The sequence below is a fragment of the Catellatospora coxensis genome, from assembly GCF_016862635.1.
GTDB lineage: Bacteria > Actinomycetota > Actinomycetes > Mycobacteriales > Micromonosporaceae > Catellatospora > Catellatospora coxensis.
In genome coordinates, this window is record NZ_BONI01000105.1 from 1 (window position 1) to 25,799 (window position 25,799).

25 protein-coding genes are annotated in these 25,799 nt (G+C 71.6%); 10 read left to right on the forward strand and 15 right to left on the reverse strand.

Annotation, left to right across the window (positions count from 1 at the left end):
- The coding region (locus tag Cco03nite_RS37885) for a hypothetical protein (protein WP_203698858.1) at window positions 1-276 on the forward strand (276 nt) is incomplete at its 5' end.
- 56 nt (window positions 277-332) lie between these two features.
- On the opposite strand, the gene Cco03nite_RS37890 is transcribed toward Cco03nite_RS37885, so the two are convergent.
- The 5 genes from Cco03nite_RS37890 to Cco03nite_RS37910 all read right to left on the reverse strand — a co-directional run bounded on the left by Cco03nite_RS37890 (window position 333) and on the right by Cco03nite_RS37910 (window position 4,129).
- Entirely contained in the window at window positions 333-1,292 is a 960-nt protein-coding gene (locus Cco03nite_RS37890) for a tyrosine-type recombinase/integrase (protein WP_239167983.1), read from the reverse strand.
- A gap of 274 nt (window positions 1,293-1,566) precedes the next feature.
- Window positions 1,567-2,616, reverse strand: a complete 1,050-nt coding sequence (locus Cco03nite_RS37895; RefSeq protein WP_203698859.1) for a radical SAM protein — start codon at window positions 2,614-2,616, stop codon at window positions 1,567-1,569.
- Between the two features lie 20 nt (window positions 2,617-2,636).
- Complete coding sequence (locus Cco03nite_RS37900; protein ID WP_203698860.1) at window positions 2,637-2,978, reverse strand: hypothetical protein; 342 nt, start codon at window positions 2,976-2,978, stop codon at window positions 2,637-2,639.
- Window positions 2,975-3,295, reverse strand: a complete 321-nt coding sequence (locus Cco03nite_RS37905; protein WP_203698861.1) for a hypothetical protein — start codon at window positions 3,293-3,295, stop codon at window positions 2,975-2,977. The genes Cco03nite_RS37900 and Cco03nite_RS37905 overlap by 4 nt, the downstream gene beginning before the upstream one ends.
- Before the next feature lie 129 nt (window positions 3,296-3,424).
- Complete coding sequence (locus tag Cco03nite_RS37910; RefSeq protein WP_203698862.1) at window positions 3,425-4,129, reverse strand: carbon-nitrogen hydrolase family protein; 705 nt, start codon at window positions 4,127-4,129, stop codon at window positions 3,425-3,427.
- Between the two features lie 328 nt (window positions 4,130-4,457).
- Here Cco03nite_RS37910 and Cco03nite_RS37915 point away from each other — a divergent pair, with 328 nt between their 5' ends.
- The 5 genes from Cco03nite_RS37915 (at window position 4,458) to Cco03nite_RS37935 (ending at window position 9,947) form a co-directional block, all read left to right on the forward strand.
- Entirely contained in the window at window positions 4,458-6,320 is a 1,863-nt protein-coding gene (locus Cco03nite_RS37915; protein ID WP_203698863.1) for a Calx-beta domain-containing protein, read from the forward strand.
- A gap of 420 nt (window positions 6,321-6,740) precedes the next feature.
- Complete coding sequence (locus Cco03nite_RS37920; RefSeq protein WP_203698864.1) at window positions 6,741-7,352, forward strand: hypothetical protein; 612 nt, start codon at window positions 6,741-6,743, stop codon at window positions 7,350-7,352.
- Window positions 7,353-7,412: 60 nt separating this feature from the next.
- The gene (locus Cco03nite_RS37925) at window positions 7,413-7,997 is read left to right on the forward strand and encodes a hypothetical protein (protein ID WP_203698865.1); all 585 of its coding nucleotides are present in this window, start codon (window positions 7,413-7,415) and stop codon (window positions 7,995-7,997) included.
- Between the two features lie 110 nt (window positions 7,998-8,107).
- On the forward strand, window positions 8,108-8,899 hold the full coding sequence (locus Cco03nite_RS37930) for an META domain-containing protein (RefSeq protein ID WP_203698866.1): 792 nt from the start codon (window positions 8,108-8,110) through the stop codon (window positions 8,897-8,899).
- A gap of 181 nt (window positions 8,900-9,080) precedes the next feature.
- On the forward strand, window positions 9,081-9,947 hold the full coding sequence (locus Cco03nite_RS37935) for a hypothetical protein (protein ID WP_203698867.1): 867 nt from the start codon (window positions 9,081-9,083) through the stop codon (window positions 9,945-9,947).
- A gap of 134 nt (window positions 9,948-10,081) precedes the next feature.
- Here the strand turns inward: Cco03nite_RS37935 and Cco03nite_RS37940 are convergent, their stop codons facing one another.
- Together Cco03nite_RS37940 and Cco03nite_RS37945 are read right to left on the reverse strand one after the other, a co-directional pair.
- Complete coding sequence (locus tag Cco03nite_RS37940) at window positions 10,082-11,731, reverse strand: RICIN domain-containing protein (RefSeq protein WP_239167984.1); 1,650 nt, start codon at window positions 11,729-11,731, stop codon at window positions 10,082-10,084.
- Between the two features lie 196 nt (window positions 11,732-11,927).
- The gene (locus Cco03nite_RS37945; protein ID WP_203698868.1) at window positions 11,928-13,541 is read right to left on the reverse strand and encodes a RecQ family ATP-dependent DNA helicase; all 1,614 of its coding nucleotides are present in this window, start codon (window positions 13,539-13,541) and stop codon (window positions 11,928-11,930) included.
- 226 nt (window positions 13,542-13,767) lie between these two features.
- Here Cco03nite_RS37945 and Cco03nite_RS37950 point away from each other — a divergent pair, with 226 nt between their 5' ends.
- Window positions 13,768-15,450 (forward strand): GH12 family glycosyl hydrolase domain-containing protein, encoded by a 1,683-nt coding sequence (locus Cco03nite_RS37950; RefSeq protein ID WP_203698869.1) that lies wholly within the window; start codon window positions 13,768-13,770, stop codon window positions 15,448-15,450.
- A 123-nt stretch (window positions 15,451-15,573) separates the two neighbouring features.
- The gene (locus Cco03nite_RS37955; RefSeq protein ID WP_203698870.1) at window positions 15,574-16,329 is read left to right on the forward strand and encodes an alpha/beta fold hydrolase; all 756 of its coding nucleotides are present in this window, start codon (window positions 15,574-15,576) and stop codon (window positions 16,327-16,329) included.
- 21 nt (window positions 16,330-16,350) lie between these two features.
- Here the strand turns inward: Cco03nite_RS37955 and Cco03nite_RS37960 are convergent, their stop codons facing one another.
- Together Cco03nite_RS37960 and Cco03nite_RS37965 are read right to left on the reverse strand one after the other, a co-directional pair.
- Window positions 16,351-18,963 (reverse strand): DUF4062 domain-containing protein, encoded by a 2,613-nt coding sequence (locus tag Cco03nite_RS37960; protein WP_203698871.1) that lies wholly within the window; start codon window positions 18,961-18,963, stop codon window positions 16,351-16,353.
- Window positions 18,964-19,068: 105 nt separating this feature from the next.
- Window positions 19,069-20,007 carry an SDR family NAD(P)-dependent oxidoreductase gene (locus Cco03nite_RS37965; RefSeq protein WP_203698872.1) on the reverse strand — a complete coding sequence of 313 codons (939 nt, stop codon included), beginning with the start codon at window positions 20,005-20,007 and terminating at the stop codon, window positions 19,069-19,071.
- A gap of 163 nt (window positions 20,008-20,170) precedes the next feature.
- Here Cco03nite_RS37965 and Cco03nite_RS37970 point away from each other — a divergent pair, with 163 nt between their 5' ends.
- Window positions 20,171-20,734 (forward strand): TetR/AcrR family transcriptional regulator, encoded by a 564-nt coding sequence (locus tag Cco03nite_RS37970; RefSeq protein ID WP_239167985.1) that lies wholly within the window; start codon window positions 20,171-20,173, stop codon window positions 20,732-20,734.
- A 131-nt stretch (window positions 20,735-20,865) separates the two neighbouring features.
- On the opposite strand, the gene Cco03nite_RS37975 is transcribed toward Cco03nite_RS37970, so the two are convergent.
- The 3 genes from Cco03nite_RS37975 to Cco03nite_RS42685 all read right to left on the reverse strand — a co-directional run bounded on the left by Cco03nite_RS37975 (window position 20,866) and on the right by Cco03nite_RS42685 (window position 22,469).
- Window positions 20,866-21,816: an NAD(P)/FAD-dependent oxidoreductase gene (locus tag Cco03nite_RS37975; protein ID WP_373314428.1), complete on the reverse strand. Its 951-nt coding sequence runs from the start codon at window positions 21,814-21,816 to the stop codon at window positions 20,866-20,868.
- Between the two features lie 65 nt (window positions 21,817-21,881).
- Window positions 21,882-22,067, reverse strand: a complete 186-nt coding sequence (locus Cco03nite_RS42680) for a hypothetical protein (RefSeq protein WP_239167986.1) — start codon at window positions 22,065-22,067, stop codon at window positions 21,882-21,884.
- Window positions 22,068-22,136: 69 nt separating this feature from the next.
- Complete coding sequence (locus Cco03nite_RS42685; protein WP_239167987.1) at window positions 22,137-22,469, reverse strand: HD domain-containing protein; 333 nt, start codon at window positions 22,467-22,469, stop codon at window positions 22,137-22,139.
- 352 nt (window positions 22,470-22,821) lie between these two features.
- On the opposite strand from Cco03nite_RS42685, the gene Cco03nite_RS37985 reads away from it, so the two are divergent.
- Window positions 22,822-23,787 carry a sulfite exporter TauE/SafE family protein gene (locus Cco03nite_RS37985; RefSeq protein WP_203698874.1) on the forward strand — a complete coding sequence of 322 codons (966 nt, stop codon included), beginning with the start codon at window positions 22,822-22,824 and terminating at the stop codon, window positions 23,785-23,787.
- Window positions 23,788-23,790: 3 nt separating this feature from the next.
- Here Cco03nite_RS37985 and sigJ read toward each other — a convergent pair whose 3' ends face one another.
- The 3 genes from sigJ to Cco03nite_RS38000 form a co-directional block, all read right to left on the reverse strand.
- Window positions 23,791-24,729 (reverse strand): RNA polymerase sigma factor SigJ, encoded by a 939-nt coding sequence (sigJ, locus tag Cco03nite_RS37990; protein WP_203698875.1) that lies wholly within the window; start codon window positions 24,727-24,729, stop codon window positions 23,791-23,793.
- Window positions 24,729-25,154: a carboxymuconolactone decarboxylase family protein gene (locus Cco03nite_RS37995; protein ID WP_203698876.1), complete on the reverse strand. Its 426-nt coding sequence runs from the start codon at window positions 25,152-25,154 to the stop codon at window positions 24,729-24,731. The genes sigJ and Cco03nite_RS37995 overlap by 1 nt, the downstream gene beginning before the upstream one ends.
- Before the next feature lie 144 nt (window positions 25,155-25,298).
- Window positions 25,299-25,691: a four-helix bundle copper-binding protein gene (locus tag Cco03nite_RS38000; RefSeq protein ID WP_203698877.1), complete on the reverse strand. Its 393-nt coding sequence runs from the start codon at window positions 25,689-25,691 to the stop codon at window positions 25,299-25,301.
- Between the last annotated feature and the right edge of the window lie 108 nt (window positions 25,692-25,799).

The window sequence follows — 25,799 nt, forward strand, 5'->3', positions numbered from 1 at the left end:
GACACCGCCGATTCCCTCGAGTCGAAGACCGGCCTCACCGCTGCCCAACGTCGTCGACGCGCTCGAGTTGCCGTGCACACCTCGTGGGCCAACACCGCCGATCGGTCGGCGCGGACCGCGCCTGCTCGGCAGGCGTTCCGAGCCAGGTTCGAACGTCAGGTCGACCCGGACGGCGTACTGCCCGCCGAGGAACGGGACGATCGTGTCAAGCACGCGATCAAGGCCTACATGCTGCAGCTGGCCGAACGATCGAGCCGCTCACGGCGGTCGGAATGACACACGCAAGGGTGCGCTCTGCGCGGAGCGCACCCTTTACTGCGCCGGTTGGCTGGTCAGACGCGCTCGCCGATGCCGAGCCGCTGCTGGGTCTCCAGTGCACGTTCGGCGGCGGCGCTGCGCCCGTAGTGCCGGGGCATCGCGTCGGAGGTCCAGCCGAGCACCAGCATGAGGTCGCCGGTGTCGGCGCCGGCCCGCTTCCACTCGTGGGCGTAGCTGTGCCGCCAGCGGTGGGCGTGCAGGCGTTCGATGCCAGCCTTCTCCCCCAGTCGGCGCAGCATGATCTTGATGCCGTTCGGGGCGAGCCGGCGGCCGCCGCGGTCGGCCAGCCACAGGAATGGCAGCTCGTTGCCTCGGTGGGTCGCTCTAGCCCGCAGGTATCGGCTCAGCGCTCGGGCGGTCTTCGGCCCGAACCGCACCCGCCGGTCTTTGGCTCCTTTACCTCGGAAACGCACCGACTCGGTGGCGAGGTCAATGTCGTCGAGGGCCAGGTCGCCGACCTCGGACAGGCGGGCGCCGGTGTTGCACAGCAGGCGGATGATCGCCTGGTCGCGAAGGTTCGCGAAGGATTTTCCCTTGCACAGGTCGAGGACCTTCTTGGTGTCGTCGTCGCTGAGCACGGGGATGAGCTTCTGCGGGGTCTTGGGCTGGCCGACGCGGTCCATCGGCGAGCGGTCCAGCTCCTCCTCGTCGACGACCAGCCACTTGAAGAACTGCTGCAGGGACTTGTGTTTGTTCAACGCCGTCGACGCCGACCGGGTCTCGATCACCCATGCCTGGAATGCCTCTACGTGACGCTTAGTGACCTGGGTCGGGTCATCGGCCGCGGCATCGGACTCGAAGTCGGGCGAGTGCTCCTTGAGATAGCGGGCGAGCTGGGCGGCGGCCAGGACGTAGTTGTAGCGGGTGGTGTCGGGGTGGTTGCGCGAGCGCATGGTGCGGTCCCAGTCCTGCAGGAAGCCGGCCCAGGTCCGCGGGAGGCCTTCGAAGACCTTCGCGACATTGAGAGTCGTCACTTTGCACCTTGCCTAGTCAAGGGGTCCACCAACGGTGTACTCGACTTCGGCCGACGATCCTGGTACACAAAAAGAGGGTCTCCGTGGTCCGTGACCAGCGGAAACCCTCTTAGCTGTCGGGCTGGCCGGATTCGAACCGACGACCCCTTGACCCCCAGTCAAGGGGCTGTGATTGTGGCGGACTGCACGAGTGTGCCGTCCCAGTCGAAGATCATGGCACCGATAGGGTCGCCGTCGGGCAACACCGAGTACGGGGGCGGTGGCGGCATTGCGCCTACCATACCGGTGGCGCGTCGACGCCGTGTTGGCGTTCGGGTGAAGGTGCCAACAGGATCACAGGCGGTTCCGTCCGCGCCTCTGAATGGACGACAACTGACGGCTGATCGGGGTGCTGCGCCTGGTGCGATCTGTCCATCTGCGCTCCCGAGCGCATCGGACCTTGGTGTGAGGTGCCTGAGGCAACGCTGGACAGGGAGCCGATCTTCAGGCTGGAAGGGCACGGCCATACGCTGCCGTCCGGCTCGACGAAGAACAGGTAACGGCCCGCGAAGCACTGGGCGACGAACCCCGGCTCGGTGGCGGAGACTGCCTCCAGCACCCGACCCGGGTAGTCACGGTCGGGCAGCCTCAGCTGCGACGTCTCGTACAGCCTGGTGAACTGCGCGGCCAGCACGTCATAGTGCGCGGCGGTCAGGGATAGCTCGGTGTCCAGAGCGTGGCCGGGTTCCAGCGACAACGGCTGCGGCACGAAGTAGTCACAGCCCAGGTCGGCTGCCAGATGCGCGACCTCGGTGACGGCATCGAGGTTCTGCGCAGTGATCACGCTGTAGATGCCCACCGCGGGGGCAGTGCGTCTCCCCCGCGCGGCCAGCAGCGCGGTGATACCGGCGATCATCCTGTCCCAGCCGTCCTTGCCGTTATGCGACGGCCGCCACCGGTCGTTGTGACCCGGTTCGGCCGAGTCCAGTGACACCGACACCGCGTCGATGTCGAGTTTGAGCAGCCGGAGCACCGTCTCCGGACGGTTGAGGGGGACGCCGTTGGTGCAGACGACCACCTCGACCCCGGCGCGTTTGATCCGCTCGATGAGGTCGAAGACCGGTGGCCAGATCAGCGGCTCACCGCCGGCGAGAAACACCCTCCGCACCGGCGACTGCGCCAGGGTGTCCGCGAAGGCGGCGAGGTCAGCGAAGCCGAGATCGGCTCTGGACAGGTGCGACAGCTGCCCGATCTGGACGACCGGCTGCTCGCGGTGCTCCAGCAGGGTGCCGAAGTAGCAGTATCTGCAGCCGAGGTTGCAGGGTGAGCGCAGCGCCCACAGCACATCCACGTCGCGGATCATGGTCACCCTCCCCACACTGGCGCCGTCAGCAGCCGGTCGCACGCCGCTTGCAGCGCATCGAGGACCTCGTCGTCGCTGCGCCCCGCCACGGGGCAGTGCCACCAGCGGTCGTCGGCGGCCGCCCGCGAGCGGTAGAGCTGTTCCACCGTCGCCAGCAGCTGCCGGTCGTGCCCGGTAACCGGGGTACCGGTGCGCTCGGTGAACCGCTGGACGCAGACGTCGAGGTCGTCGGTGAGCAGCACCGCCAGGTCCGGATGGGGCCGCCATCGGGCGCCGATCTGCAGGATCTGACCCGCGAGAGCATGCAGCCTGCCCAGCGGGGCTTTCCAGCCGGCAAGGATCACGGCCCATCAAGACGCCGCGGCCCGAGGATCTCTTCTTGGCGCAGTAATTGAAGGGACATAAATCCACAGGTCACGGCGGAGTCGAGCATCTCGACTGCTGCGGTTGCGTCGCCTAGCTCGGCGAGCGCATGAAAATGTCGGTAGCGGATGTAGCCGTTGGTGTCTTTGACGACGAGGTAGTCGACGCATTTCACGGCGGTGGTCCGGTCATGGGTGGCGGCGTAGAGTTCGCCGCCCGAGCGATGGTCCGATGATTTGCACCGACGGTGTCCTTGCCGATGGTTCGACAGCTTGCAGCCATGTCTGCTGGGCAGCACCCTCGCACCCTCGCAGCAGCTGCAGGTAGCCGAGTAGAAGCCAGTTCGTCAGATCGGTGCTGTCTGCCTCGAGAGCTCCTTTGTACTCAGCTCCACACGAAGGCTTGTCTCAAATTTGCCGCTAAAGCGCTATCCCAGGGTCGCGCGGGCGATCGCGCCCGGTTCCGGACCCGCCTCGGCCAGTGCCGTGGCGTCCGGGGACCAGATCGCCGAGCCGCCCGCGGCCTGGTCGAAGCCGCCGCCGGTGGAGCCCGCGAAACTCGCCGTGGCGACCCAGACGCCCCGGTCGGCGGCGACGCGGCGCGCGCGTTCGGCGGGCACGTGCGCGTCGCGGGCATGGTCGAGCACGGAGGCGACGTACACGTGCATGCCCAGCTCGGCGGTCGCGGCGTCGTGCTCGGCGAACCTGGTGTCGCGGCAGATCGCCAGGCCCAGCCGCCAGCCGTCGACCTCGACCACGGCCGGTCCGTCGCCGGGGCTGAACCGCTCCTCCGAGTCGTGGATGTGCACCTTGCGGTACGCGACCCGGGCCCCGTCGCCGTCCACGGCGAGGGTCGCGATGTACGCGTGACCGGCCGTGTCCCACACCGGCGCGCCGGCCAGCGCCAGCGTGCCGGTCTCGGCGCAGGCCTGCGACAGCGGGGCGAGCCGCGGGTCGCCGGGCGTGATCGCGGGCGCGTCGAGCTGGTAGCCGGTGAGCGACAGCTCCGGGAACACGACCACCCTGGCCTGCGCGGCCCGTACCGCGGCGGCGTGCTCGACCGCGTTGGCGGCCACGTCGTACGCCACGGTCGGCGGCTGCGCCACCGCGATCACCAGCGGCCCGCGTTCCATCGCCACTCCCCGCTATCCGATAGCCGTCACCCGTGCACCCGGCCCTCATTCACTTCACGTCACCGGGGTCGGGCCCAGCGTAGTCCGATCAGGTTACGCCGAACGGAGCGATCGGCCGCCGTCACACATCGCGGTCACGCTCGCACACCCAGTCACTTAATCGCGCCGTACCGGATAGTCAAGCGTTGATGGGGCGGAGATTCATCGATTTGACTCTAGGCACACCCAGCAGCCACCCGCTCCGGCGACCGCCGGAGGCGGCAGGCTGCCCGAAAGGATGTGCCAGATGTTGCACCTGCACAGGCGGAAGGCTACGCACCGGTGGGGCGTGAACGCTCTGGCGGTGGCCGCCCTGGCGGCGTGGGGTCTGCTCTCCCAGCCGGCGCCGCCGGCGCACGCCGCCGAACCCGGCGTCGAGCCGGCCGCCGTCACCCGCACCCTGCCGCCCGGCGGCACCGCCACGATCGCCAAGGTGGTGCACACACCCACGGTGCCGCCAAAGCCCGACATCGTGCTGCTCGCCGACACCACCGGCAGCATGGGCTCGGCCATCGCCAACGTGAAGGTCAACGCCGCCGACATCGTCACCGCAGTCAGCGGCGCGCAGTCCGGCGCACAGTTCGCGGCGGCCAACTACCGCGACGCCGGGGACGCGGTGCCGTTCGCCGTCGACCAAGGGCTCACCGCCGACCCGGCGCTGGTGCAGGCCGGCGTGAACGCCTGGACGGCCGGCGGCGGCGGCGACTTCGCCGAGGACGGGCTCAACGCGCTCTACCAGCTCGCCACCGGCGCGGTCACGTTCCGCCCCGACGGGACCCGCATCGTCGTCATCTTCGGTGACGCGCCGTCGCACGAGCCGAGCAACGGCCACACCCGCGCCGAGGTCATCGCCGCACTCCAGGCGGCCGACGTACGGGTGGTCGCCGTCAACGTCGGCGCAGGCGGCGGCCTGAACCAGGGCGGCCAGATCAAGGCCGTCACCGACGCCACCGACGGCGTGTTCCTCGACAACGTGCCCGCCGGCGAGGTCTCCGACGCGATCCTGGCGGGCATCCAGGCCATCGAGGTGACGGTGACGCCGAGCGCGGACTGCGACGACCCGCTGTCGCTGTCGCTGTCCCCCGCTTCGCGCACCGTGACCAGCGGCGACGACGCGGCGTTCAGCGAGACCGTCGAGGTGGACGGCGGCGCCGCGGGCGGCACGTACCACTGCGAGGTCGACTTCCTGATCGACGGGACCAGCCGCGGCTACGTGCAGACCCTGACCGTGCACGTGCCCGGCCTGAGCGTGTACGACGTCCAGGTCAACGAGGGAGCCGGCTCCGTCGACTTCACCGTCACCCTGTCCGTGCCCGCCCCGTTCCCGGTGAGCGTCAGCTACGCGACCACGACCGGCAGCGCGGGAGCGGCCGACTACACCGCCAAGAGCGGCGTGCTCACCTTCGCCCCGAACGAGACCCTGAAGACGGTCACCGTGCCGATCGCCGACGACGCCGTCGACGAGCTGAACGAGACCTTCAAGCTGGGCCTCAGCTCACCCAGCGGCGCGGGGCTGACCGACCCGTCCGGTGAGGCGACCATCGTGGACAACGACCGCGACGGCGCGTTCACCTGCTCGGCGACCGCCCTGAACCTGGCCGGCCAGCTCGCCGCCCAGGCCAATCCGGCCAACTCGCCGTGCGTGGACGCCACCGCGGCCGGCCCCGACAACACGTTCAACGCCGGCCTGGTCACCGTGAAGACCACGGGCCTGTCCGCGAGCACCGACCTGACCCCCGACAGCCAGAGCGCCACCCCGGCCGCCGGCGACAAGGCCGTCGCCACGTCGGCCGCGGGCTCCACGAAGATCACCGTCGCGGGCCTGGTCACCATCGAGGTCGGCTACATCAACGCGACCGCCTCGGCGACCTGCGCGACCGGACCCGGCGGCCTGGTCCCACAGTTCGCAGGCTCGTCCACCATCACCAACCTGAAGATCAACGGCGCGACGGTCACCGTCGGCAGCGGCCCCGTCACCATCCCGCTCGTGGTCGGCAGCCTGAAGCTCAACAGCACCACGACCACCGCCACCGGCGTCACCCAGCAGGCCCTGGTCCTGGACACCCTGCTCACCGACCTCGTCATCGGCGAAGCCAAGGCCGGCGTGACCGGCACCCCCACCCACCCCGCCGGCACCCCCTGCCGCGCCTGACCGAAGGAAGGGCACCCTCCCATCGCCATACGTAGAGGAAGGTGCCCTTGCCAACCACGCACCGCGCATGAACTGCGAGGACGCCCGGACCGTTGCCGCGGTCCGGGCGTCCTCGCAGTTCGGCCGCCTCCTGTTGCCAATTCGTGACCTTGACTCGGCGTGATTCCGGTCGGCGGCGCTGTCCGATTCCTGTCCCCGTGAAAGCCGGGGACATCAGGACATTTGAATGGGCAGCCACGATCGGTGATGGTGACCCTGCGTGATGACGTTCCGCCGCCGGCAGGGGCTGAAAGAAGACCTGCGGTCGCCCTACGATCCCCGGCACGGCGATCGAACGACGGTCGCCGTACGAACGAAATGCGGCTGCGGTGGGCAAACACCGCAGCCGCGCTGTTCCCTTACGCGATCTGGAGGATCGAAGTGAGAACCCTATCCAAGGTACTCCTCGCCGTCGCCCTCGCCTTCGGCGCTTCGGCCATCGCCGCCACCCCGGCGGCTGCCGAGGACGTCACCCCGATGGCTCTGCTCTGCGACAACCTGGGCGAGACCTGGTACTCGATGACCAACGTCTCCAAACCCAAGGAGCTGACCCACGGCGAGCGCTACTACAACGGCAGCGGCTCGAACGTGACCACGAGCTTCGTGGCCAAGCACCACTCGACCATCACCGCGTCGATCAGCGTCACCGCCGGGGTGAAGGGCGAGGCGGGCACGATCTTCGCCAAGCTGGAGGCCTCGGCGAGCGTCACCGTCGCCGGCGAGTACGCCTCGACGTCCGGCACCGACGTGGGCATCACCGCCACGCTCCCGCACGGCAAGTACCTCATCGCCTACCGCGGCTACCTGACGGTCTCCGCCAACTGGGGGAAGTACTACTGCACGACCAGCGGCACCATGCAGACCAAGGGCGAGGGCAGCGTCAAGTCGTGGAACGAGGTCCCGGAGACCGGCGTGCAGCGCTGTGACCTGTCGGCTCCGTCCGGCTCGATGGCCTACGTCGCCAAGGCCCGCCTCTGCGACGGCACCTGGTAACAACCCGTTTCCGCCGGGCGGCGGCGCCCCCGCCGCCCGGCCGTGCTCAGGAGCCCACCCATGAAGACAACGATGATCGCCGTGGCCGTGGCCGCCCTCGCGGCCGTGGCGGCCTGCACGGCACCCGAATCACCGGCGCCGGACGGCTCCGCCCCGCCGTCCCCGCAGGCCGCATGCCTGCTCAAGCAGGTGGCCCTCACCAAGGGCGCCGCGCCCGCCGAGCAGGTGCTCACCGCCGTACGCCGGATCAAGGTCGCCGACACGGCGGAGTATGAGAACACCGTGCTGATCGACCAGCCGGTCGTCCCCGCGGTCACCTTGACCGGGCCCGGGCCGGACACCCGCGCGGTGCTCGAAGCGCTCGCCCTGCAGCACGGCGACGCGGTCGCCGCCGCACCGCACCAGGGACTGCCCAGCGTGGACGCGTTCCTGAGCGGCATCGAGCGCAAGCCCGGAACGCTCCTCGGCTACGCCGCCGTGCTGCGCCAGTCCCACGGCGTCACCGCGACGTGCGCCGACGGGCGGAGCTTCACCGGCACCGTCACCTCCTGGGCCATGCCCGACATCGGAGCCGTCCGCTGCGGCCTCACCCTCGGTGCGGACGCTCCCGCGGTGGCCGTGCGGGTGCAGCGGGAGTACTGCTGACCCGAGAGCCGTAGCGCGCCCGGACGCCCGGAGGCGACAGCCACTCCGGTCGTCCGGGCGGGCCGTGGAACCCATCGGGCGTCTCGGCGGTCGAAGGTAACGTGAAACCCGTGCGCGTAGTGCCGCTGCTGACTGTCCTGCTGCTCGCCGCGTGCGCGCAGCCCCTCGACGCCGGTGCGGACGGCCCGCCCGACGACGGCGCCGTCCTGGCCGGGCGGACGTTCCTGTCCACCGCCGTCGTCAAGGACGGCAAACCCTACGAACTGGCCAAGAACACCCGGATCCGGCTCACGGTGGACGACAAGGGCCACGTCGGGGCCACCGCCGGCTGCAACGGCATGGGCGGCGACGCCGACCTGTCCGGTGGCCGCCTGCGGATGACCGGCGACGTGAGCATGACCGACATGGGCTGCGACCCGGCACGGCACCAGCAGGACGAACTGGTCTCCGGTTTCCTCCAGGCCGGGCCGCGCTGGGAGCTGTCCGGCGACAAGCTGACCCTGCGCACCGACACCATGGAGGTCACCATGCTGGACCAGGAGTCCGCCGAGCCGGACCGGCCGCTGACCGGCGTGCGCTGGCAGGTCGACACCGTGCTCGACGGGCAGAGCGCGAGCTCGGTCCCGAACGGCGCGACCGCCTACCTCGAGTTCGCCGACGGCAGGGTGCAGGGCAACACCGGCTGCAACACCCTCGGCGGCCCGGCCGTGCTCGCCGAGAAGACGATCACCTTCGGCGACCTCTTCACCACGAGGATGGCCTGCGCCGAGGACGTCAACCGGCTGGAGCGGGCCGTGCTGGAGACGCTGAAGGGCGACGTGACCTGGGAGGTCACCGCCGACCGGCTGACGCTCACCGGCCCCGGCGGGCACGGGCTGCAGCTGCGCGCCGCGCAGAAGTGAGGCACGGCTGCGCGCGGGGGCGGCCCGCGCGCAGCCCTGCCGTTCCGTCAGATCGGCGACTTTGCGCAGGTCAGAAACCTGTCGCTGTAATCATCGCCACCGCCGCTGTGTGGATAAGTCCACAAACGAATCCCGCTCGCGTTCATACGTTGAAGCCTCCTAACCGATACAGGAGGCTTCGATGCAGGCACGAGCGACCCACCACCGACTGACCCGCGCGGCGCTGGCCGCCGGTCTGGCGCTGAGCGCCCTCGCGGTGAGCCAGCTCGCCCTGGCGGCACCGGCCACGGCGGTCTCGGGGCTTACCCGCCAGACGGCGACCGGCCCGAGTGACACCGTCCCCAAGACCCAGAACAAGACCTGCCCGGCGGGCACCGTCGCGCTCGGCGGCGGCGGTGCCGTGTCCGGCGCGACCGGCCACATCGGCATGGACTTCATGCTGCCCGTGTCCGAGAACACCACCTGGTCGGTCACCGGCCGCGAGGACGAGAGCGGCACCGGACTGCGCTGGTCGCTGACCACGACCGTGCTGTGCGCGCCGGCTCCGGCCGGCTACCAGGTGGTCGCCGGCAGCTCGGCCTGGTCCTCGCCGTCCGACAAATCGCACCTGGTCAGCTGCCCGCTCGGCAAGGTGGCCCTCGGGGTGGGCGGCGCGGTCAGCGGCGCGTCGGTCAGCGAGCTGATCCTGGAGGACCTGCGGATCGACACCAGCAGTGTCACGGTCACCGGTGCCGAGGACGGCACCGGTTTCGCCGGCGACTGGCAGGTGCAGGCGCGGGCGATCTGCGCGGACCAGCCGGCGGGCTACGAGCGGCTGCTCGACGACAGCGCGTACAGCTCCAGCAGCACGCAGTCGGTGACGGTCACCTGCTCCGCGGGGCGCAAGGTGCACGGGGTCGGCGCGGAGATCCTGGGCGGCGAGGGCCAGGTGCGGCTGACCGCCATGCACGCCGTGTCGAGCACCTCGGTGACGGCGAGCGCGACCGAGGACGACAACGGCTTCAGCGGCAACTGGAAGGTGCGGGCGTTCGCGGTCTGCGCGAGCTGAGCCCGCGGCCGGCGGGCCCCTGCCCCGAGGCTCGCCGGCCGCGTCGACGACGCCCGGTCGCGGTGGTGCGGTTCCACCGCGGCCGGGCGTCGTCCTGCCCACCGGCACCGGGCGCCGGTGTCACCGGTGGTATGTCAGGACACGACCCAGTTCTGGTTGGACTGCACCGGGCTGCCGCAGGTCCAGATGATCATCTGGGTGCCGTTGGCGGTGCCCCACCCGTCGGCGTCGAGGCACTTGCCCGACTGCGGGTTGACGATGGTGCCGTTGGCGTTGACCGTCCAGCGCTGCGCGCCGTTGCCGAGGCAGGTCCACAGCCGGACGATGGTGCCGTTGGCGGTCGCGCCGCCGGCCACGTCGAGGCACTTGCCCGAGTTCGGATTGACCAGCGAGCCGTTGGACTCGATCCGCCACTTCTGCGCCGGGTTGTTCAGGCAGTCCCACAGCTGGATCTTCGTGCCGTCGGCGGTGCGGCCACCGGACACGTCCAGGCAGCGGTTGGAGCCGACGCCCCGGATGGTGCGCTCCGGGTTGGTGCTGCCGGAACCGTTGACCCAGCGCGGGTTGGCCAGCTCGGCCAGGAAGCGGCTGCGGATCGTCGCGTCGGCCTGGATGCGCGAGTCGCCCCAGTAGCCGTTGGCGCAGCCCGGCTGGCCCGCCGGGGCGCCGTTGCACTGCCAGTTGGGTTGGGCGTCCCAGTTGGTGTTGATGTACGCCACGGCCCGGATCACGTCGGTGTTCGCCGCGATGTAGCCGAAGAAGTCGGCGTACCAGGTGTTCCAGATGGCGTCGGCGGTGGTCGCCTGCGGGCTCTTGTTGAAGATGCAGCTGCGGGTCTTCGCGCCGGTGGTGAAGCCCTGCGGCGACGCCTCGGCGATCATGACGGGCTTGCTGCGGGCGCGGGCGAAGTTCAGCACCCGGTCCTGCAGCGCGCGCGGCGAGGTCGCGGGCGTCTTGCAGGCCCACTGCACCTGGTTGTACGTCGCACCGTAGAACGCCGACAGCCCGACCCAGTCCACGTACGCGTCCCCCGGGTACCACACGTCGAAGTGGTTGGCCGCGGTGACGATGTAGTGGTACTCCGGGTTGTTCGGGTGCTCGTCGAGCGGCCACGCGGCCGACTGCCACACCGTGGCGACCCGCGTCGCGCCGAGCGCGTCGATGCGGCCCTTGATGTAGCGGAACGCCTCCTTGTAGAAGTCGGCGTTGTAGCAGTTCCACGGGCCGTCGTACTCGTAGCCGATGCGCAGGAACACCTCGCGGCCGGTGTTCTTGAGCCAGTTCACCATCTCGTCGACCTTGGCCCGGTACGACGTGATCAGGTTGGGGTTGCCGCTGGTGACGTCGGCGTCGTTGCGGCCCATGATGGCGCGCAGCGGCTGGTTGCCGCAGCCGGAGGTCGCGTCCGACAGGTACAGGCCCACGGCGAGGGACGCGCCGGGGTACTGGCTGAGCGTGGCCGGGAAGTCGTACACGCCCGAGCCGTAGTCGACCGGGCCGTAGAAGCCGCCCAGCGGGCCGGGCGTGCCGCCGAGCACCAGGTTGGTGTACAGGGTGACGCCGCCGGGACGGGGCGCGGACGGCGTCGGGTCGAGCACGTCGCGCTTGTAGTCGGCCAGCGTGGTGGAATCCTGGCCCATGAACAGCCGGACCTTGCCGTCGGCGGGCAGGTTGCGGCCGCTGACGGCGGCGTGCGCGGGCGGCGCGACGAGCATCGTCAGGGCGGTGGCCGCCACGGCGAGGGCAGCCGCGAGCCGCCCACGCCCAGAGAGGGAACGGGTCATCACTACTCCGAAATGGTCGGTGGAGCCGTGCGGGTGCCCGACGCTAAACCCGCCTCCGATCGGAGGTCTCTGGTTTTCGTAAATGTTTCGAAGCTTCGACGTCCGGTCCGGTCGTGCTGAACACTCCGTGGAACAGCATCGCCGGCACCCTGACCGAGCCGTGTGACATCGGTCGATGTCACACGGCTCGCCCGGGTCAGGCCGGGTTGAGCAGGTTGCGGGCGCGGACCGCCTTCAGGGACAGGGTGCGGTAGCCGACCTCGTCGAACAGCACCGTGATGCGGTCGTTCTCCTCGCGCATGACCACGCCCGGACCCCACTCGGCGTGGGTCACCCGCGACTGCACCGGGAACCCGGTGTCCACGTCGGACTGCGCGTCGGCGGTGCCCGCGGCACAGGTGTCGCAGCTGCCGCAGGTGTCGACCAGGTCCTCGCCGAAGTAGCCGAGCAGGAACTGGCGGCGGCAGTCGTCGGTCTCGGCGTACCCCCGCATCATCTCGACCCGGGTCAGCTCGATGGTGCGCATCTGCGCCGCCTCGACCGCGGCCGCGGCGACCGCGTCGGCCAGCTCGCCGCCGGTCCACCGCACGCCCTTGCCGGTGGTGAGCACGGCCCCGGCCTCCTGCAGCAGGTTGATCGAGCGGGTGACCCGGGCGCGGGTCACGTCCAGCTCCTCCACCAGGTCGTCGATGCGCACCGGGCCGTCGGCGGCGAGCACGCCCGCGCCGACGCGGGTGAGCAGCTCCTCGTCGACGGTGCCGGAGGAGAAGAAGCGCGGCAGGCGAAGGTCCTCGGGCCGGAAGTAGAGCACGGCGGTGGCCGGGTCGCCGTCGCGGCCGGCGCGGCCGATCTGCTGGTAGTAGGAGTCCAGCGACTCGGCGGGCGCGGCGTGCACGACGAAGCGCACGTTCGGCTTGTCGATGCCCATGCCGAACGCCGACGTCGCGACGACCACGACCCGGTCCGAGGCGAGGAACGCGTCGTGCACCGCCGAGCGCTCCGAGGAGCTCAGGCCCGCGTGGTACGCGTACGCCTCCTCCCCGGCCTCGCGCAGCGCCTGCGCGTACTCCTCGGTCTCGCCTCGGGTCTGCACGTAGAGCAGGCCCGGCGGGTCCAGCGCGATGATGCGCTCGATGATCTCGCGGCGCTTCTCCCGCTCGGTGATCTCGCGGGACACCTCCAGCCGGATGTTGGGCCGGTCGAACCCCTTGACCAGCTGCACCGCGTCGCGCATGCGCAGCCGCTCGACGATGTCGGCGCGCACCGGCGGCGACGCGGTGGCGGTCAGCGCCAGCACGGTCGGGTGGCCGAGCCGCTCGATGACCTCGCCGAGGCGCAGGTAGTCGGGCCGGAAGTCGTGGCCCCAGGAGGAGACGCAGTGCGCCTCGTCCACCACGAACAGCGACGGCTTGGCCTCCAGCAGCTGCTGCACGACCTCGTCCTTGGCCAGCTGCTCCGGCGCCAGGAACAGGAACTCGGCGTCACCGGCCTGGATCGCGTCGAACGCGGCCGCGTTGTCGCGGGCGCTGCGCGCGGAGTTGACCACGTGCGCGTCCGGCGCGCCCCGGTCGACGAGGTTCTTGACCTGGTCGCGCTGCAGCGCGATGAGCGGCGACACCACGATCGTCGGCCCGCCGACGACCAGCGCCGGGACCTGGTAGATGGCGGACTTGCCGGAGCCGGTCGGCGACACCACGATCGTGTCGCGGCCCGCGGTCACGTGGGCCATCGCCTCCTCCTGCGCCGGGCGCAGTTCCGTCCAGCCGTACACCTGTGCCGCGACCTCGCGCAGCCGCTGCAGATCTCCCACCGTCGTACCCCTCCCCAGACTCGAACCCGCATCCTCGCATCCGGTGCACGGGTGGCCCGCAGCGGTCCGAAAGGTAACGAAACCTTGGCGCGCGTGTAACTTCCACGAAACTGATTACCGTCAATGGTTTTGTTTACAGGCAGTTCGACGATGGCCTATGGTGTCCGGTGGAAGCGCTCCCAGTCCTGGCACATCCCGATCTCTCCTCCCCTGCCCAAGGAGTGACATGCACGCCACGACGAGCAGAAGGCATCGCCTCACCACCGCCCTGTCCGCCCTCGCGCTGACCGTCGCCGCCACCGCCATGAGCCTGCTCGCGGCGCAGCCCGCCCAGGCCGCGACCATCTGCGAGCAGTACGGCACCGTGGTCGCCGGCAGCTACGTGATCCAGAACAACCGGTGGGGCACCAGCGCCACCCAGTGCATCAACACCACCAGCAACGGGTTCAGCATCACCCAGCAGGACGGCGTCGGCAGCACCTCGGGTGCGCCGGTGTCCTACCCGTCCATCTTCCTGGGCTGCCACTACTCCAACTGCAGCCCGAGCTCCCCGCTGCCCAAGCAGCTCAGCACCATCGGCACCGCCAACAGCAGCATCAGCTACTCGTACCCCGGCAGCGGCACCTACAACGCGTCGTACGACATCTGGCTGAACGCGGACACCAACGTCTCCGGCGTCCAGGACACCGAGATCATGATCTGGTTCAACCGGCAGGGCAGCATCCAGCCCATCGGCTCGCAGACCGGCACCGCGAGCATCGCCGGGCGCAGCTGGGCCGTCTGGACCGGCAGCAACGGCGCCAACAACGTGGTGTCGTACCTGTTCACCGGCTCGGTCATCAACTCGCTGAGCTTCGACGTGATGGACTTCGTCCGCGACACGTTCACCCGCGGCTCGCAGTACGGCAACAGCAACTGGTACCTGACCAGCGTCCAGGCCGGATTCGAGCCGTGGATCGGCGGCGTGGGCCTGACCGTGAACTCGTTCTCGGCGGGTGTCACCACCGGCGGCGGCACCCAGCCGCCCGGCACGCCCGGCACCCCGACCGCGTCCAACGTGGGTTCCAGCAGCGCGTCCCTGAGCTGGTCTGCCTCGTCGGGCACGGTCAGTAGCTACCTGATCGAGCGGGCCACCGGCGCGAGCAGCACCAGCTTCAGCCAGGTCGGCACGTCGTCCTCGCCGTCGTTCACCGACTCGGGCCTCGCCGCGAACACCACGTACCGTTACCGGGTGCGGGCGAGCAACTCCGCGGGCACGTCCGGCTACTCCGGCATCGTCAACGTCACCACCACCGGCGGCGGCACGCAGGTCCCGGGCACGCCGGGCACGCCGACCGCGTCCGGGGTCACCTCCAGCGGCGCTTCGCTGAGCTGGTCGGCGTCCTCCGGCACGGTCAGCAGCTACCTGATCGAGCGGGCCACCGGCGCAAGCAGCACCAGCTTCAGCCAGGTCGGTACCACCAGCTCGACCTCGTTCACGGACTCGGGCCTGGCCGCCAACACCACGTACCGGTACCGCGTACGCGCCTCCAACTCGGCGGGCACGTCCGGCTACTCCGGCATCGTCAACGTCACCACCACCTCCGGTGGCGGCGGCGGGTCGGGCTGCACGACGACCGCCTCGGTGCAGAGCCAGTGGAACAACGGGTACGTGCTGCAGGTGACGGTCACCAACACCGGCTCGTCGACGATCAACGGCTGGGCGTCGACGGCGACCCTGCCGTCCGGCCACGCCCACACCGGCTCCTGGCCGCAGCCGGCCGTGGTCAGCGGCCAGAACGTGACCGAGACCAACCAGAACTGGAACGGCGCGCTCGCGCCGGGCCAGACCGCCTCGTGGGGCTTCCAGGCGAGCCGTCCCAACGGCAACACCGCCCTGCCGACCACGTTCTCCTGCACCGCTTCGTAATCACCTCCGACGTGCGGCGGAGCCCCGCTCCGCCGCACGTCGGCCCGGCCTCCCGCGCGCTGCGACCCCGTCACCGATCTTCCGGTGTATGGTCGGCCGGATCATCTTCTTGGGAGGTCCTCGGTGCGCACCGCTCACCTCGCCTGGGAGCGCCACGGCGGCGAGCCGGGTCTGCTGCTCCTGCACGGCTTCTCCGACTCGGGCGCGTGCTGGGACCCGGTGCTGCCGGCCCTGACCGCGCACACCGGCGCGATCACCCTGGACGCCCGCGGCCACGGCTCGTCCGAGCTGCCCGACGGGCCCACCGGCACGGCCGCCAACGCCGCGGACGCGGCCCTGGTGCTCGACGCGCTGAAGCTGCCGCCGGTCGTCGTGATCGGGCACTCGATGGGCGCGCTGGCCGCCGCCGCGCTGGCCGCCGCCCGCCCGGAGCTGGTCCGGGCGCTGGTGCTGGAGGACCCGCCCGGCCCGCACCACACCCTGGCCGCCGACGGCATGCCGTCCTGGCTGGCCGAGCTCCAGGCGCTCGACCTGGAGGCACGCATCGCCAAGGGCCGCGCCGACAACCCGGGCTGGCCCGACGCCGAGTACGAGCCGTGGGCCGTCAGCAAGGGCGAGTTCGATTCGCGCTTCTACGACCTGCCATACGAGCCGGGCCCGTCGCTGCTGCAGTCGCTGGCCGGGGTGGCCTGCCCGACGCTGCTGCTCTACGGCGAGGTCGCCCGCGGCGGCCTGCTGTCGGAGTCCGACGCCGAGGACTGCGCCGACGCCGCCGGCGGTGACTTCGACGCGCTCCGGGTCACCGGCGCCGGCCACTGCGTACGCCGCGACGCCCCCAACGCTTTCACCACCGCGATCGTCGACTTCCTGGCCGAGTGACCCGCGCCCGAGCGGCCGGGGTCAGGCGAGGGCCGTGGTGAAGTCGAGTTCGCCGCGCATCGCGGCGACCGCGTCCCGGCGGCTGAGCTGCCCGCCGAAGGCGCAGAGGCGGTCGAAGCGCTCGTCGCCGAGCGCGGCGCGGATGCGCTCACGCCGGTCGGCGCGGTGCCGGCGCAGCATCGGCCACAGCTGGATGCCGGTGCGGTCCCGCAGGCCGTCGGCCGCGCAGCCGAGCACGGCCGCCCGGACGAAGTCGCCCTCGACCATCGCGAGCTGGGTGAAGCCCGCCAGGCAGAGGCTGAGGCTGCGGGCGTTGTTGATCTGGAGGCTGAGCCGCAGGCCCTCCTCCAGCAGCGGCCGCGCCTGCGTCGCCTGTCCGCGCAGGACGGACAGCACACCGCGCTGCGCGCACGCCCAGGACGTCAGCCAGGCGTTGTCGATGCGCCGGGCCAGCCCGTCCGCCTCGGCCAGGTGCTGTCCGGCGTCGTCGTAGCGGCCCAGCACGCACTCCATCGTGCCGGCCGCGGTGAGCACCAGCGCCGTCCAGAACGGCTCGTCCTGGCCGCGGAACAGCTCCAGGCTCAGCATCGCCTCGCGCAGCGCCGTGTCCAGATCGTCGTCGACGGGCGCGGTCCAGGCCAGCGCCAGGTGCACCAGCGCCCGCAGGAACGGGTCCTCGACGTCGACTGCCAGCGGTTTGAGGCGTTCGTACGCCCACAGCGCGCCCGTGTCGTCGCCCAGGTTGTCCCCCATCACCGCCGCCGTCCACAGCAGCTCGACCTGCGAGCGGCGGTCGAAGGTGTCCAGGTCGGCGAGCAGCCGGCGGACCCACGGCTGGGCCTGCGCGAGGTGCTCCCACAGCGACAGGAACAGCCACAGCTGGCGGAACATGCCGGGCAGCCGCGCCTCGTCGTGATCGAGGTGCCAGCGTACGGCGGCGGACAGGTTGCCCGTCTCGGCCTCCAGCCGGTCGCCCCACTCCCGGTGTCCGGTGCCGCGCATCGGCCGGTCGGCGCGTTCGACGAGCCGGCGGAAGTACTCGGCGTGGCGGCGGGCGATCTCGGCGCCGTCGTCGCGGGCGGCCAGCTGTTCCGCGGCGAACTCCCGCACGATGACCAGCAGCCGCGACCGCGGCCCGGCCTCGGTGATGTCGACGTGCACGAGGCTGTGCTGGTGCAGCGTGTCGATCAGCTCCAGGGCCTCGTGCTCGGCCAGCCCCGCCACGTGCGCGGCGGCCTCGACGGTCCAGCCGTCGACGAACACCGCCATCGTCTGCAGCATCCGGCGCTCGGTCTCCGGCAGCACGCCCACGCTCCACTCCACCGTGGCGTGCAGGGTCCGCTGGCGTTCGGGCAGGTCGACGGGCCCCGCACCGAGCACGCCGAGCGACGCGGTCAGCTTCTCCAGCAGGGTCTCCGGGTCCTTGAGCCGGATACGCGCCGCGGCCAGTTCGATCGCGAGGGGGATGCCGTCGAGCAGGCGGCAGATCCGGACCACCGCGCCGATGTTGGCCTCGGTGAGGGCGAACGAGCGGCGCACCGCGCGGGCCCGCTCGGCGAACAGGGTCACGGCCGCGCTCTCCGCCAGCTCCGCCAGCGGCATGGCGTCGACGTCGGCCTCCTCCGGCACGGCCAGCGGCGGCACCTCGTACTCCCACTCGGCGCGCAGCCGCAGCACCCGGCGGCTGGTCGCGACGATCACCACGCCAGGGCAGCGGGCCAGCAGGTCGTCGAGGCTGGGTGCGAGATCGACCTGCTCCAGATTGTCCAGCACGAGCAGCCACCGGCCGTCGCCGAAGTGGTCGCCGAGCAGCTGCAGCGGTGAGGCCTGCGCGCCCATGCTCGCGCCCGCCGCCCGCCCGATCGCGGCCAGCGCCGCCTCCGGCTGGGTGAACTCGGCCAGCGACACGAACACCGGGCCCGCGTCGAACCGCTCGCGTACCCGTTCGGCGACGGCGAGCGCCAGCCGGGACTTGCCGATGCCGCCGGGACCGGTCAGCGTCACCAGCCGTACGTCGGGCCGGTCGAGCAGCTCCGCCACCTCGGCGATCGCCTCCTCGCGCCCGATCAAGGAGGTCACGCCGATCGGCAGGGGTCGTGTCCCGCGGACCGGGGTCGGCTGCGGCGGCGCGGCGGCGGGTGCGGCCGACGCGGTGACGAAGCGTTCGCTGAGCATGGTCGCCAGGTCGTCGCGGACCAGCCGGCCCAGCTCGGTGGGCGTTTCGAAGAGGCGGTACGACGTGGCGGCCTCCTCTTCGAGGCCGTTCAGCATGTCGGTGAGCCGTGGATCGCGGGCGGGGGCGGGGGTCTTCACGTACAGCAGCCGCGGCAGGTCACGGGACAGGTCCAGCTCGTCCTGCAAGCCGGAGACGTCCATGTCGGGGCCGACCCAGCCGTACTCCTGCCAGTACAGGCCGACGAACACGTCGCTCTGCGCCAGGTAGGCGCGGTACAGGTCACGGGGCGGGTGGGGCCGCGCGCCGAGTTCGAACATGACGGGGGTGAGCCGCAGCGCGCTGATCGCCTTTCCCACGGCACGCCGCTCGGCCGCCAGTTCCCGCAGCGTGGAGCTGATGAACACGCGTAGCCGCTGGTCCGGAGTCCGGATGTGCGCGTGGCGCGCCGAGCCGTCCATGCCCCAATTTTGACCGAAATGCCCCCGCCGGGCAGGGGTCGTGACGCATCAGACAGCCCCGGAGCGCGGCCCGCCCCGCCCGGAAGCGGGACGGGCCGCCCGCGTTCACGCCGCCAGGGTCTGCTCGGTGACCTCCCACAGCCGAGCCGCCGCGGCCGGGTCCAGCGCGTACGCCGCCACTCCGCGCCGGCTGCCCGCCACGTTCGGCTCGGCCTCGGCGCAGTCCTCGAAGTAGCGCCCGCCGACCCCGTCCACCAGCGGCGAGGCCGCCAGCAGGACCGACGTCGCCGCACCCTGCTCGGCGGTCTTCCACAGGAAGTCGCCGCCGCCCATCTGCGCCCGCAGCCGGTTCAGCTCCTCCTCGGTGACGTACCGCTGCAGGTTGGTCTGGATCGCGCCGGGCATCAGCGCGTTGACGGCGATGCCGTCGGCGGCCCACCGCTTCGTCGCCTCGACGGCGAACAGCACGTTCGCGGTCTTCGACTGCCCGTACGCGGCCCAGGGCTCGTACTCGCGCTCGGTGAAGTGGATGTCGTCGAACACCACGGGCGAGCGCAGGTGCGCCGAGGAGCTGACCGAGACCACCCGGGCGCCACCGGCCGCGGCGAGCGCGCCGTGCAGGCCGCGGGCCAGGGCGAAGTGTCCGAGGTGGTTGGTGGCGAACTGCATCTCCCAGCCCTGCGGGGTGCGCATCAGCGGCGATGCCATGATCCCGGCGTTGTTGACGAGGATGTGCAGCGGGCCGTCCCAGCCCGCGGTGAACGCGGCCACGGAGTCCTGGTCGGCGAGGTCGAGCCGGGCGACGTGGACCTCCTTGCTGCCGGTGGTCGACGTGATGTCGGCGGCGGTGCGCTCGCCCGCGGCGGTGTCGCGCACCGCCAGGGTCACCTCCGCGCCCGCCCCGGCCAGGGCGCGGGCGGTCTCCACGCCGATGCCGGAGGCGCCGCCGGTGACCACGGCCCGCCGGCCGGTGAGGTCGACGCCTTGGACCACCTCGGCGGCGGTGGAGGTGGCGGAGAACGGGGTGGTGATACGTGTGCTCATGATCTTTCCGTTCTGATCGGCGATGCCGGGTCGGGCTCTCCGGTACAGTCAACAACCGGAGGTCCCTCCGTTACCTGCTCCACGCTAACCGGAGCATCCTCCGTTTTGCAACCGGAACGCCGATGCGCACAATGAGCTGCGTCACCACCTGGAAGGAGGAGCCGTGAGCCGACCCCTGCGCGCCGACGCGCAGCGCAACCGCGAGCGCCTCCTGGAGGTCGCCGCGCAGGCGTTCGCGCACGACGGGCCGCAGGTCTCCCTGGACGCCGTCGCCAAGCAGGCGGGCGTCGGCATCGGCACCCTCTACCGGCACTTCCCCACCCGCGAGGCGCTGGTCGAGGCGGCCTACCGCAAGGAGCTGGCGCGCCTGTGCGACGCCGCCCCCACCCTGCTCGACACCATGCCGCCGGACCAGGCGGTACGCGCCTGGATGGACCTGTTCGTCGAGTACATGACCACCAAGCGGGGCATGGCCGACGCCCTGCGCGCCGTCATCGCCTCCGGCGGCAACCCGTTCGCCCAGAGCCGCGACCGCCTCATCGAAGCCGTGACCCGCCTGCTGACCGCAGCCGCCGAAGCCGGTTCCGTGCGCACCGACATCCGCCCCGAAGACGTCCTGGCCAGCCTCGGCGGCGTCTCCCTGGCCACCCCCGACCCCACCCAGGCCGAGCAGTCCGCCCGCTTACTCGACCTCCTCATGGACGCCCTCCGCTACCGCCCCCGCTGACCAGCGCTTGGCGAAAGGAAGGGCACCTTCACATCGCTATGCGATGTAGAAGGTGCCCTTCCCAACATCAGTCGCCCGCTGCCTGCGGAAACGCGGCCGCGGTCATGCGGCGGGCATGGCGGGCGTGGCGGTCACGCGGCGAGGGCTGCGGCGACCGCCGCCGCGGTGTCCTCGGTGACCAGGTCGAAGTTGATGAAGGCCGCCGCGCGCGAGCCGCCGGCCGCCGCGTGGATGACCTGCGCGGCGAGGTCGGTGACGTTACCCGCGACCCACACGCCGGGCACCTCGGTCAGGCCGGTCGGGTCCGCGGCGACGTACGCGCCGAACGGGTGCTCGGTCAGCGTGACGCCCAGCGACTCCAGCACCGCGGCGCGCGGCGTCATCCGCGCCGACACCACCAGCGCCTCGCACGGCACGACCGTTCCGTCGGCCAGCCGCGCCCCGGTCAGCCGGTCGCCGGCCACCTCCAGCCCGGCCACCTCGCCGGCGACGAGCCGCACTCCCCGGGCGGCGAGCTGGGTCAGCTCCGTCTCGGTCGGCTCCGGCCCGGCGTGGCGCAGCAGCGTCACGTCCGGGGTCCACTGCCGGTAGAGCAGCGCCTGCTGGGCGGCGTGCGCGCCGGTCGCGAGCACTGCGACGGCCTGGTCGCGGACCTCCCAGCCGTGGCAGTACGGGCACTGCAGCACGTCCCGACCCCAGCGTTCGCGCAGGCCGGGGACCGGTGGCAGCTCGTCGACCACGCCGGTGGCCACCAGCAGCCGCCGGGCTCGCACCACCCGGCCGTCGGCCAGCGTCACGGCGAAACCGCTGTCCTCGCGCACCGCCGAGATCACATGGCCTGTCACGATCTCGCCGCCGTAGCCGCGCACCTCCTCCCGGCCGATCTTCAGCAGCTCGCCCGGCGGCATGCCGTCGCGCGACAGGAACGCGTGCATGTGGGCCGCGGTCGCGTTGCGCGGCTCGCCGCCGTCGATCACCAGCACCGAGCGCCGCGCCCGCGCCAGGGTCAGCGCGCCGTTCAACCCGGCGGCCCCGCCGCCGATAACCACCACGTCGTACGCCTCAAGGGTCATCTCGACCACCTCCACGACCACCGTGCGCGCGCCGCCCGCATTCCGGCAACTTCTGTTGCCGAAACGGCAAATACCTACACGGGGTGGCGGGCCTGGAACGCGAGCCGGGCGTCGGCGTCGCGGGCCAGCCGCTCCAGCAGGTCGTCCAGGCGCAGGAACGCCTCCCAGGGCTGCTCGCCGGTCACCGCGCACAGCCGGGTGGTGAACTCGTCCTCCAGCGCGGTCACCCGCTTGCCCTTCCACACCTTGTCGGCGAGCACGACCAGCAGGTCCTCGGTGCTGTGCCCGGCGTACGCCCCGGACCCGTGGTCGCGGGCGAACCGGGCCAGTCACGGCTCGACCCCGTGCGCCACCAGCAGCTCGTAGCCCGCGGGCTCGTGCGCGGAACCGGGTCCGGACAGTTCGGACGGGAACACGACCTTGCCGATGTCGTGCGTGGCCGCGCCGAACAGCACCTCCTCGGCCGAGACCGCCAGCCCGGGGTATGCCTCGGCGAGCGCGTCGAGCAGGTGGGCGGCGACGTCGTGCACCGCGCGCAGGTGCGCGCCCAGGCGCGGCGGCGCGTCGAGTTCGGTGAGCAGCGCGGCGACGGTGCCGGGCAGGGCGCGCAGGTCGGGTTCGGCCGGTTCGGTCAGGGCACGGTGGAGCGCGGCGGTACGCATCCGGCCGAGATTAACGCGCAGCGCCGTACCCGACCGGCCCTCGCCTGCCGGCCCCTGCCGCACCGCAGCTCAGGCCAGGTCACCCGTTAACAAGGTGCCCTTCCGCTACGCAGGGCGATGTGAAGGTGCCCTTCCTTTCGCCGGAACGTCCAGTCGGTGGATCACACGAACGTCCGGCGTGGCAGGTCCCGACGGTCTCATTTCCGACGCTGCGCCGTCCCACACTGCCGGATCCAGGACCGATGCATGCCTGGTGAACTGCGAGTTAATGAAGGCGGCGGGCAGGTTCAGGACATTTCGACTGCTGGGACGCCGTCGCGCGCCACCGACGTCGCGCCGATAGGGTCACCGCATGGATCTCTGGGTGGCGATCGCCGGGTTCGGCGTGGGTGTCGTCGTCGGGCTCACCGGCATGGGCGGCGGCGCGCTGATGACCCCGCTGCTGGTGCTCGTGTTCGGGGTGGCCCCGTTGAGCGCGGTGTCCAGCGATCTGGTCGCCAGCGCGATCATGAAGCCGTTCGGCGGGGCGGTCCACATGCGGCGCGGCACCGTGGACAAGCGCCTGGTGCTGTGGCTGTGCGCGGGCAGCATCCCGGCCGCGTTCGCTGGGGTGTTCATCGCCAAGGCGGTCGACGGCGAGGGCATGTCCGAGGTCATCCAGTCGCTGCTGGGCGCGGCGCTGCTGCTGGCCGCCTCCGGCCTGGTCGTGAAGGCCTGGTTCGGGCTGCGTGACCAGGCGCGCGCGATCGCCGACCCGTCGCTGCGGGAGGTCGTCGAGGGCGCCCCGGCGCCCGTTCGCGTACGTATAATTCCGACCGTGCTGGTCGGAGCAGTGGGTGGGCTCGTCGTCGGGGTGACCTCGGTCGGCTCGGGCTCGCTGATCGTCATCGCGCTGATGGCGCTCTACCCGGCGCTGCGGCCGCAGCAGCTCGTCGGCACCGACCTGGTGCAGGCGGTGCCGCTGGTCGGCGCGGCCGCGCTGGCCCACCTGCTGTTCGGGGACTTCCAGCTGGCGCTGACCGTCGCGCTGGTCGCCGGGGCGGTGCCGGGGGTGCTGCTGGGCGCGGCGGTGTCCTCCCGCGCGCCGGGCGGGCTGATCCGCGCCGCGCTGACCGTCGTGCTGACCGCGAGCGGCCTGAAGCTGCTCGGCGCGAGCACCGTCGCCGTCGGCGTCACCACCGCCGTCCTGGTCGCGCTCATCCCCGCGGCCTGGGTGCTGGCCCGCCGCCGCCACGGCCTGCCGCTGCGTACGGCACCCGTGCTGGCTCCCCGCACCCCCGCCGAGCCGGCCCTGGCCGACCAGGTCACCGCCACCTGAGCGTCAGAGGCGGGCCCAGGCGGTACGGGCCGCGGCCGGGTGCGTGCGGTCGTCGGCGAACAGGCCGACGGCGCGCAGCTTGTCGGGATTGGCCAGCAGCTGGATGCCGGCGAGCCGGCCGTGGTCGCTCTCCCAGCTCACGAGCGACCACCGCGTGCCCAGCCGCAGCAGCGCGGCCGGGCCACCGTTGACCTCGACGAGCCACCACTCGACGTCGCCGGCCTTGGCACTGACCCCGGTCAGGAAACGGGCCACCCGCGACGCGCCGACCACCGGGTTGACGGCGGCGCGGGCCTTGCCGCCCCCGTCGCTCCACAGCGTGACCTCCTCGGCCAGCATCGCCTGCAGGCCGGCCCGGTCGCCGGTGGCCGCGGCCGACAGGAAGCGGTCGACGAGCGCCCGGTGTCCGGTGTCGTCCACCGCGAAGCGCTGCCGGTCGTCGCCGATCCGCTCGACCGCCCGGCGGTGCAGCTGGCGGGCGTTGGTCTCGGTCAGCCCGAGCGTGTCCGCGATCTCCGCGTACGGCAGCTCGAACGTCTCCCGGAGCAGGTAGACCCCGCGTTCGGGCGGCGTGAGCCGCTCCAGCAGCCGCAGCGCCGCCAGGGACAGCGTGTCGCGCTGCTGAGCGGTCTCGGCCGGGTCGCCGACCTGCGTGCCGACCGGGATCGGCTCGGGCAGCCAGGTGCCCGGGTAGGTCTCCCGCCGGTGGCGGGCCGAGCGCAGCTGGTCGAGGGCGAGCCGGGTGGTCACCGTGACCAGCCAGCCGCGCGGGTCGGCGATCGACGCCCGGTCCGCCCCGTGCCAGCGCAGCCAGGCGTCCTGCAGCACGTCCTCGGCGTCCCACCAGCTGCCCAGCATCCGGTACGCGACTCCGAGCAGCACCGCGCGGTGCTGCTCGAAGACCGCCGCGTCCGCGGGACGCAGTTCGGTATGTGCCGTCATCACACCTCGGGATGCATTCGTGTGGTCACGCCGACGCGGTTCCACAGGTTGATGGTGCCGATCGCCAGGATCAGATCGGCGACCTCCTTGTCGGTGAAGGCCGACCGCGCGGTGTCCCAGACCTCGTCGGAGACGCCGTGCTCGCCCAGCTTGGTCACCGCGTCGGTGAGCGCCAGCGCGGCACGCTCGCGGGCGTCGAAGCCCGGGAACTCCCACCACGCGCCGACCCCCAGCACCTCGCGCAGGTCGGCCCCCTGCTTGACCAGGTCTGTGCCGTGCAGGTCGATGCAGTACGCGCAGCCGTTCAACTGCGACGCGCGCAGCTTCACCAGGTCCAGCAGCCGGGCGTCCAGGCTCTTGGCCAGGTACTTCTCCAGGCCCAGCACCGCCCGGTAGCCCTCGGGCGCCAGTTCGCCCAGATTCATCCGCCGAGTCATCAGTCGTGCCCCTCCGTGGTCCATTGTCGCGGCAACCGGCGGTCGCCGCCGCAGGAACGACACGACAGCCGGGTCCGGACGTGACAATTCGGGGCACGGATGCGACGCAGCACACATTCCGGCCGCGCCGGCTCAGGCGAGCGCCGGCTCCGCCAGCATCTGCCGACAGGTGTCCCGGGCGGTCTCGCAGGCGTCCGCGGCGATCTCGCAGTGCCGGTGCCGGTCGGCATGGCTGCGGCTCTCCCGGGCGCAGACGTCGCACACGGTCGCGCACGCGTCGATCACGGCACGCGCCAGCTCGGGGTGGTAGCCCCGGAACCGGTCGAGGATCTCCGCCGCGGTGGCGCACATGTCGGCGCAGTCCAGGTTCGTCCGGATGCAGATCACGAGCTCGGCCACCGCCGGGTCGCCGAGGCAGGCGTCGGCGCACGAGTTGCACGCCTCCGCGCACAGGTTGCACGCCCGCACACAGGCAGCCCGCACGTCGTGGCGCAGGTCTTCCTCGTCGCGGTACATCGGCGTCATCGGCTGCATGGCACGCCCCCGATCAGAAAGATCAATCCTACGCGCGGCGTTTCAGCCCCCACCGGCGACGATATCGCGGCCTCCGCCGCGCCGCCTCGGCCATGATCG

Excerpts from the sequence above, each read along its gene's own strand:
- sigJ (WP_203698875.1), bottom strand. The coding sequence starts at position 24,729 with ATGACGGCACATACCGAACTGCGTCCCGCGGACGCGGCGGTCTTCGAG.
- Cco03nite_RS37935 (WP_203698867.1), top strand. The coding sequence starts at position 9,081 with ATGCAGGCACGAGCGACCCACCACCGACTGACCCGCGCGGCGCTGGCC.
- Cco03nite_RS37950 (WP_203698869.1), top strand. The coding sequence starts at position 13,768 with ATGCACGCCACGACGAGCAGAAGGCATCGCCTCACCACCGCCCTGTCC.
- Cco03nite_RS38000 (WP_203698877.1), bottom strand. The coding sequence starts at position 25,691 with ATGACGCCGATGTACCGCGACGAGGAAGACCTGCGCCACGACGTGCGG.
- Cco03nite_RS37985 (WP_203698874.1), top strand. The coding sequence starts at position 22,822 with ATGGATCTCTGGGTGGCGATCGCCGGGTTCGGCGTGGGTGTCGTCGTC.
- Cco03nite_RS37965 (WP_203698872.1), bottom strand. The coding sequence starts at position 20,007 with ATGAGCACACGTATCACCACCCCGTTCTCCGCCACCTCCACCGCCGCC.
- Cco03nite_RS37925 (WP_203698865.1), top strand. The coding sequence starts at position 7,413 with ATGAAGACAACGATGATCGCCGTGGCCGTGGCCGCCCTCGCGGCCGTG.
- Cco03nite_RS37910 (WP_203698862.1), bottom strand. The coding sequence starts at position 4,129 with ATGGAACGCGGGCCGCTGGTGATCGCGGTGGCGCAGCCGCCGACCGTG.
- Cco03nite_RS37995 (WP_203698876.1), bottom strand. The coding sequence starts at position 25,154 with ATGAATCTGGGCGAACTGGCGCCCGAGGGCTACCGGGCGGTGCTGGGC.
- Cco03nite_RS37960 (WP_203698871.1), bottom strand. The coding sequence starts at position 18,963 with ATGGACGGCTCGGCGCGCCACGCGCACATCCGGACTCCGGACCAGCGG.
- Cco03nite_RS42685 (WP_239167987.1), bottom strand. The coding sequence starts at position 22,469 with ATGCGTACCGCCGCGCTCCACCGTGCCCTGACCGAACCGGCCGAACCC.
- Cco03nite_RS37940 (WP_239167984.1), bottom strand. The coding sequence starts at position 11,731 with ATGACCCGTTCCCTCTCTGGGCGTGGGCGGCTCGCGGCTGCCCTCGCC.